Source organism: Flavobacterium glycogeni (assembly GCF_048286775.1).
Lineage (GTDB): Bacteria > Bacteroidota > Bacteroidia > Flavobacteriales > Flavobacteriaceae > Flavobacterium.
This window is the reverse complement of the sequence record NZ_JBLVPV010000015.1, coordinates 24,061-41,996: the sequence shown is the minus strand read 5'-3', so window position 1 is coordinate 41,996 and position 17,936 is coordinate 24,061. Positions and strand designations below refer to the sequence as shown.

18 protein-coding genes are annotated in these 17,936 nt (G+C 34.6%); 17 read left to right on the top strand and 1 reads right to left on the bottom strand.

The features are described from left to right. The first annotated feature begins 13 nt into the window (after nt 1-13). The 15 genes from ACNQGX_RS12590 to ACNQGX_RS12520 all read left to right on the top strand — a co-directional run bounded on the left by ACNQGX_RS12590 (nt 14) and on the right by ACNQGX_RS12520 (nt 14,889). Nucleotides 14-583 (top strand): YceI family protein, encoded by a 570-nt coding sequence (locus ACNQGX_RS12590; RefSeq protein WP_417976743.1) that lies wholly within the window; start codon nt 14-16, stop codon nt 581-583. Nucleotides 584-824: 241 nt separating this feature from the next. Next, complete coding sequence (locus ACNQGX_RS12585; protein ID WP_417976741.1) at nt 825-2,042, top strand: hypothetical protein; 1,218 nt, start codon at nt 825-827, stop codon at nt 2,040-2,042. Between the two features lie 426 nt (nt 2,043-2,468). Continuing rightward, complete coding sequence (locus tag ACNQGX_RS12580; RefSeq protein WP_417976739.1) at nt 2,469-3,869, top strand: anthranilate synthase component I family protein; 1,401 nt, start codon at nt 2,469-2,471, stop codon at nt 3,867-3,869. 77 nt (nt 3,870-3,946) lie between these two features. Continuing rightward, nucleotides 3,947-4,567, top strand: a complete 621-nt coding sequence (locus ACNQGX_RS12575) for an anthranilate synthase component II (protein ID WP_417976737.1) — start codon at nt 3,947-3,949, stop codon at nt 4,565-4,567. A gap of 48 nt (nt 4,568-4,615) precedes the next feature. Beyond that, a complete protein-coding gene (trpD, locus tag ACNQGX_RS12570; protein ID WP_417976735.1) occupies nt 4,616-5,608 on the top strand; it encodes an anthranilate phosphoribosyltransferase in 993 nt (330 codons plus the stop codon). A gap of 56 nt (nt 5,609-5,664) precedes the next feature. Beyond that, complete coding sequence (gene trpC / locus ACNQGX_RS12565) at nt 5,665-6,444, top strand: indole-3-glycerol phosphate synthase TrpC (RefSeq protein ID WP_417976733.1); 780 nt, start codon at nt 5,665-5,667, stop codon at nt 6,442-6,444. Between the two features lie 53 nt (nt 6,445-6,497). Further along, complete coding sequence (locus tag ACNQGX_RS12560; protein ID WP_417976731.1) at nt 6,498-7,139, top strand: phosphoribosylanthranilate isomerase; 642 nt, start codon at nt 6,498-6,500, stop codon at nt 7,137-7,139. 81 nt (nt 7,140-7,220) lie between these two features. Then, a complete protein-coding gene (gene trpB / locus ACNQGX_RS12555) occupies nt 7,221-8,402 on the top strand; it encodes a tryptophan synthase subunit beta (protein WP_417976729.1) in 1,182 nt (393 codons plus the stop codon). A 234-nt stretch (nt 8,403-8,636) separates the two neighbouring features. Further along, complete coding sequence (locus tag ACNQGX_RS12550) at nt 8,637-8,957, top strand: gamma-glutamylcyclotransferase family protein (RefSeq protein ID WP_417976727.1); 321 nt, start codon at nt 8,637-8,639, stop codon at nt 8,955-8,957. A gap of 182 nt (nt 8,958-9,139) precedes the next feature. After that, entirely contained in the window at nt 9,140-9,901 is a 762-nt protein-coding gene (trpA, locus tag ACNQGX_RS12545; RefSeq protein WP_417976726.1) for a tryptophan synthase subunit alpha, read from the top strand. Nucleotides 9,902-10,141: 240 nt separating this feature from the next. Further along, nucleotides 10,142-11,059, top strand: coding sequence for a hypothetical protein (locus tag ACNQGX_RS12540; RefSeq protein WP_417976725.1), 918 nt, complete (start codon nt 10,142-10,144; stop codon nt 11,057-11,059). Between the two features lie 208 nt (nt 11,060-11,267). Further along, complete coding sequence (locus tag ACNQGX_RS12535) at nt 11,268-11,759, top strand: GNAT family N-acetyltransferase (protein WP_417976723.1); 492 nt, start codon at nt 11,268-11,270, stop codon at nt 11,757-11,759. Further along, on the top strand, nt 11,756-12,658 hold the full coding sequence (locus ACNQGX_RS12530) for a hypothetical protein (protein WP_417976721.1): 903 nt from the start codon (nt 11,756-11,758) through the stop codon (nt 12,656-12,658). Before ACNQGX_RS12535 ends, ACNQGX_RS12530 begins: the two co-directional genes overlap by 4 nt. Before the next feature lie 110 nt (nt 12,659-12,768). Beyond that, nucleotides 12,769-13,806: a ligand-binding sensor domain-containing protein gene (locus ACNQGX_RS12525; RefSeq protein WP_417976719.1), complete on the top strand. Its 1,038-nt coding sequence runs from the start codon at nt 12,769-12,771 to the stop codon at nt 13,804-13,806. Between the two features lie 483 nt (nt 13,807-14,289). Further along, nucleotides 14,290-14,889, top strand: a complete 600-nt coding sequence (locus tag ACNQGX_RS12520; protein WP_417976717.1) for an REP-associated tyrosine transposase — start codon at nt 14,290-14,292, stop codon at nt 14,887-14,889. Nucleotides 14,890-15,202: 313 nt separating this feature from the next. Here ACNQGX_RS12520 and ACNQGX_RS12515 read toward each other — a convergent pair whose 3' ends face one another. Next, nucleotides 15,203-15,748 (bottom strand): DUF4494 domain-containing protein, encoded by a 546-nt coding sequence (locus ACNQGX_RS12515; protein ID WP_417976715.1) that lies wholly within the window; start codon nt 15,746-15,748, stop codon nt 15,203-15,205. A gap of 215 nt (nt 15,749-15,963) precedes the next feature. Here ACNQGX_RS12515 and ACNQGX_RS12510 point away from each other — a divergent pair, with 215 nt between their 5' ends. Further along, the gene (locus tag ACNQGX_RS12510; protein WP_417976713.1) at nt 15,964-16,590 is read left to right on the top strand and encodes a TetR/AcrR family transcriptional regulator; all 627 of its coding nucleotides are present in this window, start codon (nt 15,964-15,966) and stop codon (nt 16,588-16,590) included. Continuing rightward, on the top strand, nt 16,580-17,926 hold the full coding sequence (locus ACNQGX_RS12505) for a TolC family protein (protein ID WP_417976711.1): 1,347 nt from the start codon (nt 16,580-16,582) through the stop codon (nt 17,924-17,926). Before ACNQGX_RS12510 ends, ACNQGX_RS12505 begins: the two co-directional genes overlap by 11 nt. Nucleotides 17,927-17,936: the final 10 nt, after the last annotated feature.

Below are 17,936 nucleotides of genomic sequence, written 5' to 3'. Positions count from 1 at the left end.
CAAATTTAAACACATGAAAAATTTCAAATCAATTGCATTGGCATTAGTAGTAGTTTTATCTACTTTATCAGTAACAGCACAAACTAAAAAAGTAGATGCTTCAAAAAGTTCTATCAACTGGGTTGGGAAAAAAGTAACTGGACAACATGAAGGTACAATCAATCTTAAAGATGGTGCATTAGTATTCAAAGGAAAAAAATTAGTTGGTGGTACATTCAATGTAGACATGAATTCAATCGTTGTTACTGACTTAAAAGCAGGTCAAGGTAAAGAAAAACTAGAAGGTCACTTGAAAGCTGATGACTTTTTTGGAACAGAAAAATTCGCAACTGCGACTTTGGTTTTCAAAAAAATAGCTGTAAAAGCTCCAAATGTATACACTGTAACTGGAGATTTAACAATAAAAGGAATTACAAAACCAGTTACTTTTGATCTTGCAACAACAAAAAATACTGCTGCAACGACATTTAAAGTGGATAGAACAAAATACGATATTAAATATGGTTCTGGAAGCTTCTTTGATAACTTAGGAAATAAAGCAATCAATGACGATTTCGATTTGGCTGTTGCTTTGAAATTCTAATTTCATCTCAAAAATAATATCTTAAAACCCTAACAAGAAATTGTTGGGGTTTCTTTTTTTATTCCTAATCAAAAATTGAAAAGCTCATAAGCACAAGGGCTTTTTTAAATTAACATCCATAAACTTATAATAACAAATAGATAATATACTGCAATTATTCTTTTAACATACCCACAGTATTTTTGGTAAAAAATAAAAAGACTACAAAAACATTAAATATCAAACTACAAACAATTGGATTATGAAAAAAACAGTTTTAATTGCAATTCTAATTTTTATAAATATACTTTCAATAAATGCCCAACAGTTAAAAGGAATTTCAGGTGAAAACAATTGGCTAAGCAATTGGACCAATTTTAAGCCAGCCACAACAGAATATAATGACGCAAGCAATATCTTGACAGGAATAATAGACAGCAATATTAAACTGTACAAGAAAAACACATATCGCCTGGTGGGTACCGTTTATGTTACCAAAAATGCTGTATTGACCATTGAACCCGGAACAACTATTAGAGGTGATAAAGAAACATGCGGCACGCTTGTAATAACAAAAGGAGCCTCTATCATTGCCGAAGGAACTGAAACTGACCCAATTGTTTTTACATCCAACAATAACATCTCGGAACGAAAACCAGGAGACTGGGGAGGAATTATCATACTTGGAGATGCTCCCATAAATAAAATGGGTGGTATCAGTTATTTAGATTTTAACCTAGACCCTGCTGTAAGTTATTATGGCGGACAAGATGTGGACAGCAATTCTGGTATATTAAAATACGTACGTATCGAATTTTCGGGCAGAAAAATAAATGCGTTAAAAGAACTCAACGGATTATCATTAGCTGGCGTTGGACGCAAAACTAAAATTGATTATGTCCAAGTTAGCTATTCTAACGATGATTCCTTTGAGTGTTATGGCGGATTGGTGAATTTTAATAATCTAATCTCCTATAGAGCCACTGACGATGATTTTGATTATACACAGGGTGTTCAATGCAATATCAGTAATTCTTTAGCGATACGCCACCCTTTTTCTTCAGATATTTCGGGATCAAGATGTTTTGAAATTGACTCATACGACAAACCTGAAAACACAGACTTTTCGAAAAAATTATCAAAAATAACAGCCCATAATATTACTTTGATAAATATGGAAGAAAGCAATCAAGGATTAGTTAGAGAAGCTATTTACGTTAAAGACAAAAGTTATTTCAGTTTAAATAACAGTGTTGTTTCCGGTTTTAAACAATGTGTTCTACTCGACGGTAAAATGGCCGTAATTCCTGCCAATTTAGCAAAAATTAATCTTCAAGGAATCTTAATTAATAACTGCGAGAGTAACATTCAAAGTGAAACTGCGGCAAATAATACAGAAATAATGAATTGGTATAACAATGATTCATTTTCTTTAGAGTACTCTAAAGTTCCTAATTCATCACTGTTTTATGGAACCTAACACAAAAAGAATACCTGATCTTAGACTCAAAGCAAATAATGTAGTGGTAAGCGGGTATTAAGAAATAATGATGTAGAAATTTAATCTCAAAATAAAAAATAATTAACTAAACCCCACCTATTTCTTGTAGGGGTTTCTTTTTTAACAAAATTTATTTAACAAAAAAGCGCAAAATAAAATGTTTTTTTTCGTTTTTTATTTTTGAATAATCGAATTACATTTATATCTTTGTTTTAATGAAAACAATTATAAACAATACTTGGTGGTGGAACAATTTACGTCAGTCGTCGTGAACAAAGCTTCCTATAGTATTATTAAACTATAAATATAAAAGGCTTGTCATCACGACAGGCCTTTTTTTTTGTTCCAATTTTTAATTAATTAGACTGACAAGTCGCGACTTGTCTCTATCAAACAAAAAACAAAATGAAACCTTTTATACTAAAAACAAACTATAAGCAAATCCTTGCTGACACAATTACTCCAGTAAGTGTGTATCTCAAACTTCGCGACAAATTTCCTAATAGTTTATTGCTGGAAAGTAGCGATTATCATGGCAATGACAATAGCTTTTCCTATATCTGTTGTAACCCGATTGCATCTATAAAAATTGAAAACGAAATCATTCACAAGAGTTTTCCTGACGGGAAATTTGAGAAAATCACTATTGATGCCGACACCAATATTCCAGAAGTAATCCAAGAATTTTCAGGTCAATTCAAATCAGAGAAAAACAATTTCAAATTCATAAATAACGGCCTTTTCGGCTATATCTCTTATGATGCCGTTCGTTATTTTGAAAAAGTATCCATTGCTAAAAAAGAAAATAGCAACACCATTCCCGATGTGTATTATGCGGTTTACCAAAATATAATTGCCATCAATCATTTCAAGAATGAAGCCTATATTTTCTGCCATAGTTTGGATGGAAAAAATAACATTTCGGAAATTGAACAATTATTACAATCCAGAAATATTGCTTCTTATAAGTTTACAAAAGAAGGAGAAGGATTTTCGAATCTAACTGACGAGGAATTCAAACATAATGTGGCTTTGGCCAAAAAGCATTGCTTTAGAGGTGATGTGTTCCAATTAGTTTTGTCCAGAAGGTTTACCCAAGGTTTCAAAGGCGATGAATTTAATGTATATAGAGCGTTGAGAAGTATCAATCCTTCGCCCTATTTATTCTTTTTTGATTATGGGGATTTTAAAATATTTGGTTCTTCTCCCGAAGCGCAAATTATTGTCAAAAACCGTAAAGCCGAGATTCATCCCATTGCAGGAACTTTCAAAAGAACGGGTGATGATGAAAAAGATGCCATTCTTGCCAAACAATTATCCGAAGACAAGAAAGAAAATAGCGAACATGTGATGCTGGTCGATTTGGCTCGAAATGATTTAAGCCGAAATGGTCACCATGTAAATGTTGAAAAGTACAGAGAAGTTCAATTTTTCTCTCACGTAATTCACTTGGTTTCAAAAGTAACGGGACATTTACACCCAAAAGCCACAACGATGCAAGTTGTAGCCGATACTTTTCCGGCAGGAACTTTAAGTGGCGCACCAAAACACAGAGCCATGCAACTGATTGAAGAATACGAAAAAACCAATAGGAATTTCTATGGTGGTGCCATCGGTTTCATGGATTTTGAAGGAAACTTTAACCACGCCATTATGATTCGGACTTTCTTGAGTAAAAATCATCAATTGTATTCTCAAGCTGGAGCCGGAATTGTAGCCAGTTCTGATGAAGAAAGCGAAATGCAGGAAGTGTATAACAAATTAAGAGCGTTGAATGCCGCTTTGGATTTAGCAGAAACGATATAAGCCCCCTAACCCCCGAAGGGGGAACTTCGCAGAGCGGAGATAGGTTCTAAAACAAATAGAAATTAAAAATATTCAAAATGAACAACAACAATATATCCACTCCAACAGTTCCCCCTTTGGGGGCTAGGGGGCTAAAAAAAATACTAGTCATAGACAATTACGATAGTTTCACTTACAATTTAGTGCATTATCTCGAAGATTTAAATTGCCAAGTAACCGTTTACAGAAACGATGAATTCGATATTGATGAAATTGCAGTTTTCGATAAAATCCTTCTTTCTCCAGGTCCAGGAATTCCCGATGAAGCAGGATTACTGAAAGAGGTAATTCGAAAATATGGCCCAACTAAAAGTATTTTTGGAGTGTGTCTTGGTCAACAAGCGATAGGAGAAGTTTTTGGAGGAACATTATCAAATCTTGACAAAGTGTATCATGGTGTAGCGACAATGATAAAAACAGTAGTCGATGATGAACTTTTGTTTGAAGGATTAGGAAATGAGTTTGAAGTGGGACGGTATCACTCTTGGGTGGTTGACGCCAATTTACCTGATGTTCTGGAAGCGACTTCATTCGACGAAAACGGTCAAGTCATGTCCTTGCGCCACAAAACATTTGATGTGCGTGGTGTACAATTTCATCCCGAAAGTGTGTTGACACCTAATGGGAAAAAGATATTAGAGAACTGGGTGAAATCGTAGAGACGTTGCAATGCAACGTCTCTACGTTGATAATCAAAAAAAATAAAAATGAAAAATATATTAAACAGATTAATCAATCACGAAATGCTTTCACAAGAAGAAGCAAAAAACGTATTGGTTAATATCTCCAACGGAAGTTATAACACCAGTCAGATTGCTTCTTTCCTTACCGTTTACATGATGCGAAGCATCAGTATCGAAGAGCTTGCGGGCTTTCGTGAAGCGTTATTGGAACTGTGCATCCGTGTGGATTTATCAGCCTACAATACTATCGATTTATGTGGTACCGGTGGTGACGGAAAAGACACGTTCAATATTTCTACATTAGCTTCATTTGTGGCTGCCGGTGCAGGAATAAAAGTGGCAAAACACGGAAATTATGGGGTTTCTTCCATTTCCGGATCCAGCAATGTGATGGAAAAAATGGGAATCAAATTCAGTAATGACACTGATTTCCTGGAGAAATGTATGGACAAAGCCGGTATTTGTGTTTTGCACGCACCGTTATTTCACCCGGCTATGAAAAATGTGGGACCAATTCGGAAAGAATTGGCTGTAAAAACATTCTTCAATATGTTGGGACCAATGGTTAATCCTTCGTTTCCAAAAAATCAATTAGTCGGTGTTTTTAATTTAGAAATGGCCAGAATGTATGCGTATTTGTATCAAAATACCGATGTGAATTTTACCATCTTGCATTCGCTTGACGGCTATGACGAAGTTTCTTTGACAGGACCTACAAAAACAATTACCAGTTCGATGGAAGGAATGCTAAATCCGGAAGATTTTGGTGTTCGTCTTTTGCTGCAAAGCGAAATCGAAGGAGGAAAAACCATTGAAGAATCAGCACAAATATTCACTAATATCATTGCCGGAAAAGGAACTGAAGCCCAAAACAATGTAGTTTGTGCCAATGCCGGAATGGCAATAGCAACAGTTACTAAATGCACGCCGTTGGAAGGTTTTGAATTAGCAAAGGAAAGTTTGTTCTCCGGAAAAGGACTAAAAGCGTTACAAACATTACAAGAATTGAGTAAATAATAAATACAATCGTTTAACCCAATTACCGATTAAACGATTAACCAAACAAACAACAAATGAACATACTCGATAAAATAATAGTTGACAAAAAAAGGGAAGTCATTCTCAAGAAATCCATCATTCCCGTTTCGCAATTGGAAGCCTCGGTTTTCTTTGAAAAAAAGACTATTTCTTTGAGCGATAATTTAAGAAACAGCACATCAGGAATTATCGCGGAACACAAACGCCGTTCGCCTTCCAGGGCAGAAATAAATTATAGTTTTACTGTTGAAGAAGTAACTAAAGGCTATGAAAATGCTGGTGCTTGTGGAATTTCGGTATTGACGGATGGAAAATATTTTGGTGGTTCGTTAGACGATTTACTTTTGGCAAGAGCCACAGTCAACATTCCATTATTGCGAAAAGAATTTATTGTTGATGAATACCAAATCTTGGAAGCCAAAGCACACGGAGCCGATTTAATTCTACTTATCGCAGCGGTTTTAACCAGAGAAGAAATCAAATCATTATCTGAATTTGCCAAAAGTTTAGGACTCGAAGTTTTACTGGAAGTTCACAATCGGGAAGAACTGGAAAAATCGATTATGCCTACTTTGGATATGATTGGCGTGAACAACCGAAACCTAAAAACATTTGAAGTGAGCTTAGATTTCAGCAAGCAATTGGCAGCCCAAATACCCGATGATTTTGTAAAAGTTTCCGAAAGTGGAATTTCATCCGTTGAAGCCATTAATGAATTAAAACCTTACGGATACAAAGGGTTCCTAATTGGGGAAAACTTCATGAAAACCGATAATGCAGGAAAAGCAGCAACCGAATTTATTTCACAACTATAAAAAATAACCCAGTTAGGGTTTAAAACCCTAACTGGGTTAAATACAAAAACGATATGAAACTCAAAATCTGCGGCATGAAATATCCCGAAAACATTCTCGAAGTAGGTTCGCTCCTGCCCGATTATATGGGATTTATATTCTGGGAGAAATCAGCTCGGTATTTTGATGGCGTGATTCCAGAATTACCAAAATCGATTAAAAAAGTGGGCGTTTTTGTAAATGCTACACAGGATGAAATTCTTGAAAAAATAGCAAAATACGATTTGCAAGCCGTTCAATTGCACGGACAGGAATCGGTTGCATTTTGTTTGGATTTGAAACAAGTTTTGAAAGATGAGAATGGGAAACAAGTTCAGATTAAAATCATCAAAGTATTCTCGGTAGATGATACTTTTGATTTTGAAGTACTGAAACCATTTGAAGCCGTTTGTGATTATTTTCTTTTCGATACTAAAGGAAAATTACCCGGTGGAAACGGAACCATATTCGATTGGAAAGTATTAGAAAAGTATCCTTCAAACAAACCGTTTTTCCTGAGTGGAGGAATCGGAATTAATGAAATGGAAACGGTGAAGGAAATTTCGAAAACCAATTTACCCCTTTATGCCATTGATGTAAACAGTAAATTTGAAATAGAACCCGGATTAAAAAATATAGAATTATGTAGAAATATACGTAGAGACGCACTGCAGTAGAGACGCACTGCAGTGCGTCTCTACTGCAGTGCGTCTCTACAACGCGCGCCTCTACAGATAACAAAATAAAAAAATAAAATTATGTCATACCACGTTAACGAAAAAGGCTATTACGGAGAATTTGGAGGCGCTTTCATTCCTGAAATGTTATACCCAAATGTGGAAGAATTACGCCAGAATTATTTAAAAATCACGGCAGATCCGTCATTTCAAGCCGAATTTGATGCGCTGCTAAAAGATTATGTAGGCCGCCCTACGCCTCTTTATTTTGCAGAGCGTTTATCTAAACAATACAATACCAAAATCTACCTAAAAAGAGAAGATTTATGTCACACTGGCGCGCACAAAGTCAACAACACCATTGGGCAAATTTTATTAGCCAAACGTTTGGGTAAAAAACGAATCATTGCTGAAACCGGTGCCGGTCAGCATGGCGTTGCAACAGCAACCGTTTGTGCATTAATGGGATTGGAATGCATCGTGTATATGGGAGAAATTGACATCAAACGTCAGGCGCCAAATGTGGCTCGTATGAAAATGTTGGGTGCCGAAGTTCGTCCGGCACTTTCGGGATCACGTACCTTAAAAGATGCCACTAACGAAGCCATTCGCGACTGGATCAACAATCCTGTTGACACCTATTATATTATTGGATCTGTCGTGGGCCCGCATCCTTATCCGGATATGGTGGCGCGTTTTCAAAGTGTCATTTCTAAGGAAATCAAAGAACAATTATTAGAAAAAGAAGGCCGTGAAAATCCTGATTATGTGATTGCTTGCGTGGGTGGTGGTAGCAACGCCGCCGGAGCCTATTATCATTTTCTGGATAACGAAGACGTGACTATTATTGCGGTCGAAGCAGCAGGATTAGGCGTCGATTCTGGCGAAAGTGCCGCTACATCTGCATTAGGGAAAGTAGGCGTTATTCACGGCAGTAAAACCTTGTTGATGCAAACTCCTGATGGCCAAATCACCGAGCCGTATTCTATTTCGGCAGGACTTGATTATCCGGGCGTAGGTCCTATGCACGCTAATTTATTTGCTACTGGCAGAGCGCAATTCATCTCGATTACGGATGACCAAGCCATGCATTGGGGATTAAAATTATCTAAAATGGAAGGGCTGATTCCTGCTATCGAAAGTGCGCATGCCTTTGCCGTTCTGGACGAAATGAAATTCAAACCGGAGGATATTGTAGTCATCAATCTTTCCGGTCGCGGCGATAAAGATTTGAACACCTATATCGATTATTTTAAATTATAATTGGGTTTATCCTGAGTTTTTCAGGGTTTATCCTGAGTTTATTTCAGGGTTTATCCTGAGTTTATTTCAGGGCGTTCCCTCGCTTTCACTAGCGTTTCAGCGAGGTCAGGCTTTCCGTTACAATCTTTTTTATCTCGTTAAAAAACGAGACAAAAAAGGATTTTCACTTTAATCCTTAACGCAAACTCAACAATAAAAAATGAAGTTCAATTTAACATTTTCAAAATAGAAACTATGGAAAAATTATTCGCTTACGGCAGCTTACAAAATGAGGACATACAAAAAGATCTTTTTGGGCGTATTCTTGAGGGAACTTCAGAAACTTTAATTGGTTATCAAGTAAAAGAAATTCAAATTGAAGAAGAATTCGGGTTGGTACACTATCCTATTATTACAGAAACTCACAAACCGGAAGATACCATCAACGGAATGGTTTACACCATTACCACAAAGGAACTACACCAATCTGATCTTTATGAAGGATTGCATTACAGACGCGTTGAAGTGCAGTTGCAATCCAACCAAAAAGCTTGGGCTTACAGTGCCGCTATTTAAGCTGTTGAATTAATAAAATGACAAGGTTGCTAAAAATCCGCTCCGCAAAGTCTCCGACTTTGAGAAGGTGATAAACGGTCTCCGACCGCATTAATAAAAAGAAGGTCGGAGACCTTCAAAAACATCCTCAAAGTCTTAGACTTTGCGGAGCTAAAAAGATAAAAACTTATACAGAATAAAAAATGAACCGAATAAATCAAAAATTACAAGAAACCAAAAAGATACTTTCCATCTATTTCTCTGCGGGATATCCTAACTTAAATGATACGGTACAAATCATTCAGGATTTAGAAAAAAGCGGAATCGATATGATTGAAATAGGATTGCCGTTCAGCGATCCATTGGCTGATGGACCAACCATTCAAGCCAGTTCAACCCAAGCGTTGCACAACGGAATGACCACACAAGTGTTGTTTGACCAATTAAAAGACATTCGTAAAACAGTTTCTATTCCTTTAGTGATTATGGGGTATTTCAACCCGATGTTACAATACGGAATAGAGAATTTCTGCCAGAAATGTGCGGAGATTGGCATCGACGGGTTAATTATTCCCGATCTTCCGGTTGATGTGTATGCCGATGAATACAAGGAGACTTTCGAAAAATACGGCTTGAAAAATATATTCTTGATTACGCCACAAACCTCTGACGAGCGCATCCGTTTTATTGACAGCGTATCCGATGGATTTATTTATATGGTAAGTTCGGCGAGTGTTACGGGATCGCAAACTGGTTTTGGAAGCGTTCAAGAAGAGTATTTCAAACGCATTGCAGCAATGAATCTAAAAAATCCTCAAGTAATTGGTTTTGGAATCAACAATGCAGAAACCTTCAACCAAGCTACTCAATTTGCAAAAGGAGCGATTATTGGTAGTGCTTTCATTACGCATTTAACCGAAAACGGAACCGGAAAAATTGAAGAGTTCGTAAAAGCGATTCGATAAATCACTTTTTTATATAAGATTAAGCGGCGTTTAAATGAACTTTAAACGCCGTTTGATTTATGTCTAAATCTTAGAAAATGACAGGGTAATTTGTAAGGTTATTTTCATACATTAGCAAAACTAATGGGACTGTATTTGTCAGACCTATCTACCCTAATTTGGGGTGATAAGTCTGATTTTATTAGACTTATATACAAGTTATATGCCATTTTAAGAAATCACTAATCAAATTATAAAAAAATGAAGGTTAAAAATCTTGCAATACTACACGGTGAAAAAACAACTATAAATAATGGCGTAATTCACTACACCCCAATATTTGAGGAGTCTACTGATGGAAAAGAAAAAGAAAAAACTCGAAAACCTAAAAACGCTGATATTAGGTGTGATGTTAATTTCAATCAAGGAACAATTAAATATAAATTCAAATGTGAAAATAAAAGAACCGGAGTATTAATTGTCTTTGATAGTAATGACAGTAAAGATACCTTTTCTGCAGGTTTGAGTTATTATTCAAATTCTTTTAGGATTCATTCTACAAAAGATAAAACTATTAAAGCAATTGGCAGTCTAAGTTCTTTTAAATCAAATGAAGAAATTTCAATCAAATATGAAATATTTGGTTCTGAAGCTAAACTTTTTGTAAATAATATTTTATACTGTGAGCAAGACATAAATCCAATTTCTATGCCATTAACATTTAGAATAACATCAGAAGGAAAAGTGTCATTGTATGACATAGAAGTGGAGACTGTAAAGCCCAAATTATTTGTTGTAATGCAATTTACAAATGATTTTAATAACCTCTACAATGATGTTATTATACCAATTTCTGAAAAAGCAGGATTTGAAGTTATTAGAGCTGATGAATTTTATTCAAGTACTCCAATTCTAAATGATATTATTAGAAGTATTAAAGAAGCTAGCGTTATAATTGCAGATATTACACCCGATAATCCAAATGTTTTTTATGAAATTGGCTATGCACATGCAATTAAGAAACCTACTATTTTAATATGTGATAAAATTCGAGAAAAATTACCATTTGATATTTCAAGTTTTAGAACTTTATATTATGAGAATTCAATTTATGGAAAAGCAAAGATTGAAAAAAGTCTTGCTAAATATTTAGAAAACATATTAGAAAACGGCATATAACCCTGCTCTTCGAAGAGTACATAACGTTATCGTGGATACTGCGCAAACGTCGCTAAAATTATTTATAATAATTTATTTATATATTTACAAAATAACAAAACCACTATTTATCGCACAAAGCCAACCTAAATTAGATAAATTGGAGCCACTTTGTGGCTGGTATAAGTATGTTGTGTACCATATCATGAAAACCGCTTAAAATTGAAAAATGATAGTAGAAACTGATAGACTTAAAATCAGAAACTTAACTTTGGAAGATAAAAAATCTTTATTTGAAATTTACTCAGACAAAGAGGCAATGCGATTCAGAGGAAGCAAGCCTTTTGAAACAATTGAAGAAGTTGTTGAAATGTTAAGCAGAACCTTTCAAAAACTTGAATCTAAAGAAGAATTTAGATATGCCGTTGACCTAAAAGAAAATAATGAAATAATAGGCACATTTTTGATAAAACCTATTTCTAAAAATGAATGTGAAATTGGCTACTCGATTGGAAAAAATTATTGGGAAAGAGGCTATGGCAAAGAATTGGTAAAAGGTATGCTTAAGTATATTAAAAAGCTACCATTTAAGACGATTGTAGCAACTTCTAGGAAGGAAAATATTGCATCAATAATGCTTTTAGAAAGTGTTGGATTTAAACTATTTCCAGAAAAAGAAACCAATAATTTCCATTTTTTTGAATATTTATTAGAACAATGAAAAAGAAAAAATTCTTAAAATGGGGAATTTTGCTTTTGGTAATTCTTTCCACTTCATCCTATATTTATACAATAAAAGAAATGTCAAACAGAGGTTATTCAACTTCTGAAAACATGATTTATCGAGGAGTTCTTTGTTTATTTGTTGGAATAATAGCATCAAAAATAAAAGGATATAAACTTATTCCTCAAAATAAGAAAACCCAAATTTTTCGTTTTTTTTCAAGTGGCTTTGCTTCTTATTTTTATACGGCTTCATTTGCTTTTCTAAACGCATCAACCATTGCATTATTAGGACGATTAGACATTGCTTTTTTATTGGTTCTGGTTGCATTATTTTCTAATCACAGCGAAAATAAAAAATCTAGTTTACAATTTTGGTTATCTATTTGGACGATCATTATAGTGAGTTTTATTACTCTTTCAGGTAATTTTTATAATGAAAACTCATTGGGTTATTTTTATGCATTTACAAGTATTATTTTAATAGCATTGGGTTATATTTTTATGAAAAACTCAGCTGGAAAAGAAAACATTATTGTATTAAGTAATGTATTTAGTTTGAGTAATTTAGTATTTGGTCTCGCATTATTATTTATAAATGGAGAGAACCTTCATTTTGATTTAACAGATATATGGATATTTGTTTTGTATGCTTTGAGTCAGTTTGGAATTTATATTCTTTCAATACAACTATACAAATGGTATAATGTGGAACGAGCAAGATTACCTTATGTTGTAGCTACTTTTACAATATATTTTTTAGAAATTGTATTGAAAAAAAGGGAGTTTGATTTGAAACAATTTTTATTACTACTTATCATTACAGGAATGATAGTAACGATAATAATGAACCCAAAAGCAGTTGAAACAAAACATAATTTTCTTGATAAAACATAAAAAAACGGCGCTCCCCGCTCGTGCCTATTACAAATTTATAGTTATTTTGTTAGTGTTCACGAGCGGGGGACTTTAGATAAACATGCTCGATAATAAAAGATAAATAAAAAATGAAAAAACTCGTAAAATTATTTGCTCTATTCTTAACGTCTGTTTTTTGCACTTCCTGTGGACAAAACCAAACAGAAGGAAAAAAAATTATTATCAACTCCGAAACCAAAGAGGTAATCACTTCCCACGGACCTGAAAGTATCACTCGAAATACCATACAAGATAGAAAGGGCAACATTTGGATTGCGGCATTTGATGGTATTTTTCGGTACGATGGAAAGTCTTTTGCCAATATTACAAGTAAAGTGAGTTCGGCCCGCTTCTTTTCTGTTTTAGAAGATAGAAAAGGCAACTTGTGGTTCGGCTCTATTGGCTCAGGGGTTTATTATTACGATGGAAAATCCTTTCAAAATTTCACAACCAGGGAGGGACTTCTTAATAATGAAGTTACAAATATTTATGAAGATAAAAAAGGTAACATCTGGTTCGGTGTTTCTGGAGGAGCAAGCTGTTACGATGGGAAGTCCTTTCGAAATTATATCTTAGATGGGACTGCCATGAATGAGGATCGGACAGGGAAAACTTTTCCGAATAGACAACCTAATGGTGTTAATTCTATTATTGAAGACAACAAAGGCAGATTTTGGTTTGCTACAGGAGGCAATACCTTCGTGTATGATGGAAAAACATTTACCGTTTTCACTCATGAGGACGAACCTTTTAAAAATGTTCGTTCGATAATCGAAGATAAAAAAGGCAATATCTGGCTTGGTGGACCTGATGGCCTTTGGCGCTATAACGGCAGTACATTTACCAATTTTACGCAGAGGTTTGTTGGTTATATAATCGAGGATAAAAAAGGCAATATTTGGACTAGTTCAGGAAGGGATAGTAACCTAGGTTGGGCACTTTCCAAGTATGACGGAAAGTCCTTGTCTAATGAAAAGCCAACGGTAACCGAAATAGCAAATAAGCCAATGATTTTTGGAATTTTAGAAGCGCATGATGGAAGTATTTGGTTTGGCGAACTTGATGGAGTGATTCGTTATGATGGAAAGACCATTACGGACTTTAAAAGTAAAGAGGGTCAGAAATAATGTGTATTGCCGACAATTTTAAGATGAAATTATGCTTCAGGCGGCACATTTTTCGGCACCAACTCTTCGAAGAGTACATAACATATTATCTGGAAAGCAAGAGTGACTTGGTTCCTGTTAGTGTGTTTGCTTCGTTCCGATAGTTATCGGAACTACCAAAGACTTTGATTATGGACTTGTGTTCTTTATTCTTGTGGACTTTTACTTTTATAAAACAGCTTTCTTATTAACAAAAAAAGAGGACTAAAAAGCCCTCTTCTTTATACTAGCATCAATCGTAATGTGACCCCCGCTCCGCAAAGTGTTCTTCTAAAAAATAAATTTCTCGTAAATGCTGCGCAAATGTCTCTGACTTTGCGCAATTTCCTAAACCTGTAATTAAAACAAAACGCCATAAAGTCTCTGACTTTCATCCTATTAAATTTAAAAAAAAACACAAACAAATTATTAAAATCGTTATTTTTATATTAAAAATACGTCAAAATGAAAGAAGGCTATGTAATACGGGATCAGACTTTACCACATTATATAACGGCAACAGTTGTCGATTGGATAGATATTTTCACTAGGCAAACCTACAGAAACAGTATAATAGAATCTTTGGATTACTGCATAAAAAATAAAGGAATGATTTTGTATGGCTATGTCATTATGAGCAATCACATTCATTTAATCATTCAATCTCAAGATGGTAAATTATCAGATTTGATAAGAGATTTTAAAAAATTTACCGCAAAAAATATTTTAGAGAAAATCCAAATCGTACCAGAAAGCCGAAAAGAATGGATGCTGGAACGCTTCAAATTAGCAGCAGAAAAGCATACAAGAAACAAAAACTATCAATTTTGGCAGTATGGAAATCATCCTGAAGAGATTTATACCAATAAATTTATGTGGTCTAAATTAGATTACATCCATCTGAATCCAGTAAGAGCCGGTTTAGTTGAAAAGGCTTCACAATATATTTATTCCAGCGCAAGCAATTACATAAACGATTCCGGATTATTAAAAATAGAAAAAGCAGATAATCCTATAATTAATGTTTTAGATTCGAATGCTTTTGTAAAATACAATCAGCAATGAAATGGCATTCAAAAGTCAGAGACTTTTAAGGCCATGCTACTTTAAACATATGCTGAAAATTGCGCAAAGTCAAAGACATTTGCGCAGCATACACAACAAACAATTTAGAAAGCAAGAGTGACTTGACTCCTGTTAGTGTGTTTGCTTCGTTCCGATAGCTATCGGAACTACTAAAGACTTTGATTGTGGACTTGTGTTCTTTATTTTTGTGGACTTTTATTATATAAACCAGCTTTCTTATAAACAAAAAAAGAGGACAAAAAAAGCCCTCTTCTTTATACTAATGTCGACTATAATACTTATAATCAATCACTTATTCCGCAATGGCAGTTTCAAATTCCATATGATCCACTATTTCTACTGCTGCTTCCGGTTTAGAACCTTTGAGCGCATTGAATCTTTCTAATTGTTCCAATTCCCCTTCTTCCCCACTGAAATAAGGGAAAACATCCATAATAGGAGATTCCGAAATAGCAGGTATGGTATAATCGCCCATCGTGCCTTTCATCACACTGGTGGTGTTATCATAAGCCTCTTTTACATCGTTAGCCTGCACTAATAAATACATATTGGTCTTGCGTTCTTTGCCGCTTTCTTCGTCATACGCCAGTAATGAAACTTTGGATCTAAACCAACGATCCGCATTTTCAAAAGGATGAATCTCAGCATAATTGGCCACTTTTATATTCGTGATTTTAAATTCCTCACTGATATACGCTGACATCTCTTCATTAATTCTGCTTTCTGCTTCCGTATAGGATAACGCATCTACCAAGTATGGTTCTGTCGTAATCTTTTGTCCTCCAGTTTCATCCGTTTTTCTATATTTTACTTTGCATTCGTACCAAGTTGTGCTCATCTCTTTTATTTTTAAGGATGTCAAAGATAGATTTTAAAGGAAAAAAAAATCACAATTCACAAAATAGATATTCACAATTTCAGATGGAGGTCAAGTATTGCTATAAACCTCATTCCGGTTCCATTTATAGTGTTAAAACAATGTTAAATAAAAACTAAACAACTGTTTAAATTAAACACTTGTTTAGTTTTGTTTTTTGAAAAAATTAAATTCCATTGAAAAGTAATTTTAACGACAAACAAATTCAAATTCTCGAAGTTGCGGAAACGCTTTTTGCAGAAAAAGGATTTGATGGAACTTCCATTCGAAACATAGCAAAAGTGGCAAAAATCAATATTGCCATGGTTTCGTATTACTTTGGTTCCAAAGAACGATTACTGGAATCGCTTATTGTTTACAGAACCTCGGATCTTAAAAATCAATTAGAAAATTTATTGCAGGAAGATCTGGAACCTATTGACAAAATCAATAAGCTGATTGAACTGTATATCAATAGAATCAACAGCAACCGAGGAATATACCGAATTTTACACTTCGAATTTACCTCCAAAAAGAGAGAACAAAATCTTCTGGCTTTTTCTGAATTAAAAAAAGGAAATTTAAAATCCCTTGAAACTATTATCGAGGAAGGTCAGAAAAAAGGCATTTTCAGAAAAGACGTTATTATTCCGCTTATCACACCCACCATTCTGGGGACTTTCTTTCATTTTCATATGAATAAACCTTTCTTCGAAAATTTATTAAACTTGAAAACCGAAGATTTATACAACAATTACATCAAAACCAATTTGACAAAGCACATTCAACAAACTATAAAAGCACTTCTGATATATGAAAGTTAGTCAATTCATGCTCTTTGGGATTTTCTTTATTGGAATTTCATCCGTAGCAGCACAAGAAAAAACAAGTTTAACATTGAACGAAGCCATTAATTTGGCTTGGACCAAGAGCAATGAAGTTACTCTGGCCAATACAAAAGTGAAAACTAAAAAGTACGAGTTGCAATCCACAAAAAACAATCAATATCCTGATTTGAAACTTTCTGGTCAATACCAAAGATTGGCAAATGCATCGGTAGATTTTAAAATAAATCAAAATAATTCCGGTTCACAGGAACCGCTTCCTATAGTAAATCAATTGATGATTGGACAGTTGAACGCCAGTGTTCCTGTATTTTCTGGTTTTAAAATCCAAAACAGCATCAAAGTATATGAGAATCTTTATGAAGCTGAAATGGCAACAGCATCACAAACCAAAGAAGAAATCGCATTGCGCGTAATTGATTATTATGCCGGTTTGTACAAAGCGCAAAAAACAATTGAACTGCTGAAAGAAAATCAAAAAAGCGCACAACAACGTGTAAATGATTTTATCGAGTTAGAAAAAAATGGAATCATTCCTAAAAACGACCTTTTAAAATCGCAATTACAAGCCTCGAAAATCCAATTGTCATTAGACGAAACGAATAATAATTTAAAAATCATTAATTTTTATTTGGTTACACTTTTAAAATTAAATCCAGACACCAAACTGGAGATTCGTGAAAGTGATTTTGCTGATTTCCAAATGACGAATGTCCCAACAAATGAGTTGCCGGCATTAGAAAATCGTAAAGATTTAGAAGCAATTCGATTTCAGGGAAAAGCAAGTGAGGCCAATATCAAAATAGCCAAAGGTTCGTATTATCCTGCAATTGCCATTATTGGCGGTTATACTGCATTAGACTTGAGCAATGTCATCACAGTACAAAATGCGATGAATATTGGCGTGGGTATTTCCTATGACTTAAGTGCCATTCTTAAAAATGGAACGCTGGTAAAACTGGCTGAATATAAATTTATTGAAGTACAAAACTCGGAGGCCATACTGACGGATTATATTAAAGTTCAGGTTCAAAAAGCAATCGAAGATTACGATTTGGCTTTAAAACAAAATGTAGTTTACGGACAAGCAGTAGAACAATCTTCGGAAAATTACCGAATCATAAAAGACAAATATGACAACGGACTTTCGGACACGAATGATTTACTGGAAGCTGATGTGGAGCAACTGAGTTCAAAAATTAATAAAGCATTGGCGCAAGCAAATACCATTCAAAAATACTACGAGTTACTATCGGTAACTGGTCAATTATCTCAAACCTTCAACATCCCGATAGCTATCGGGACAAAAAACTAATCATACCTAC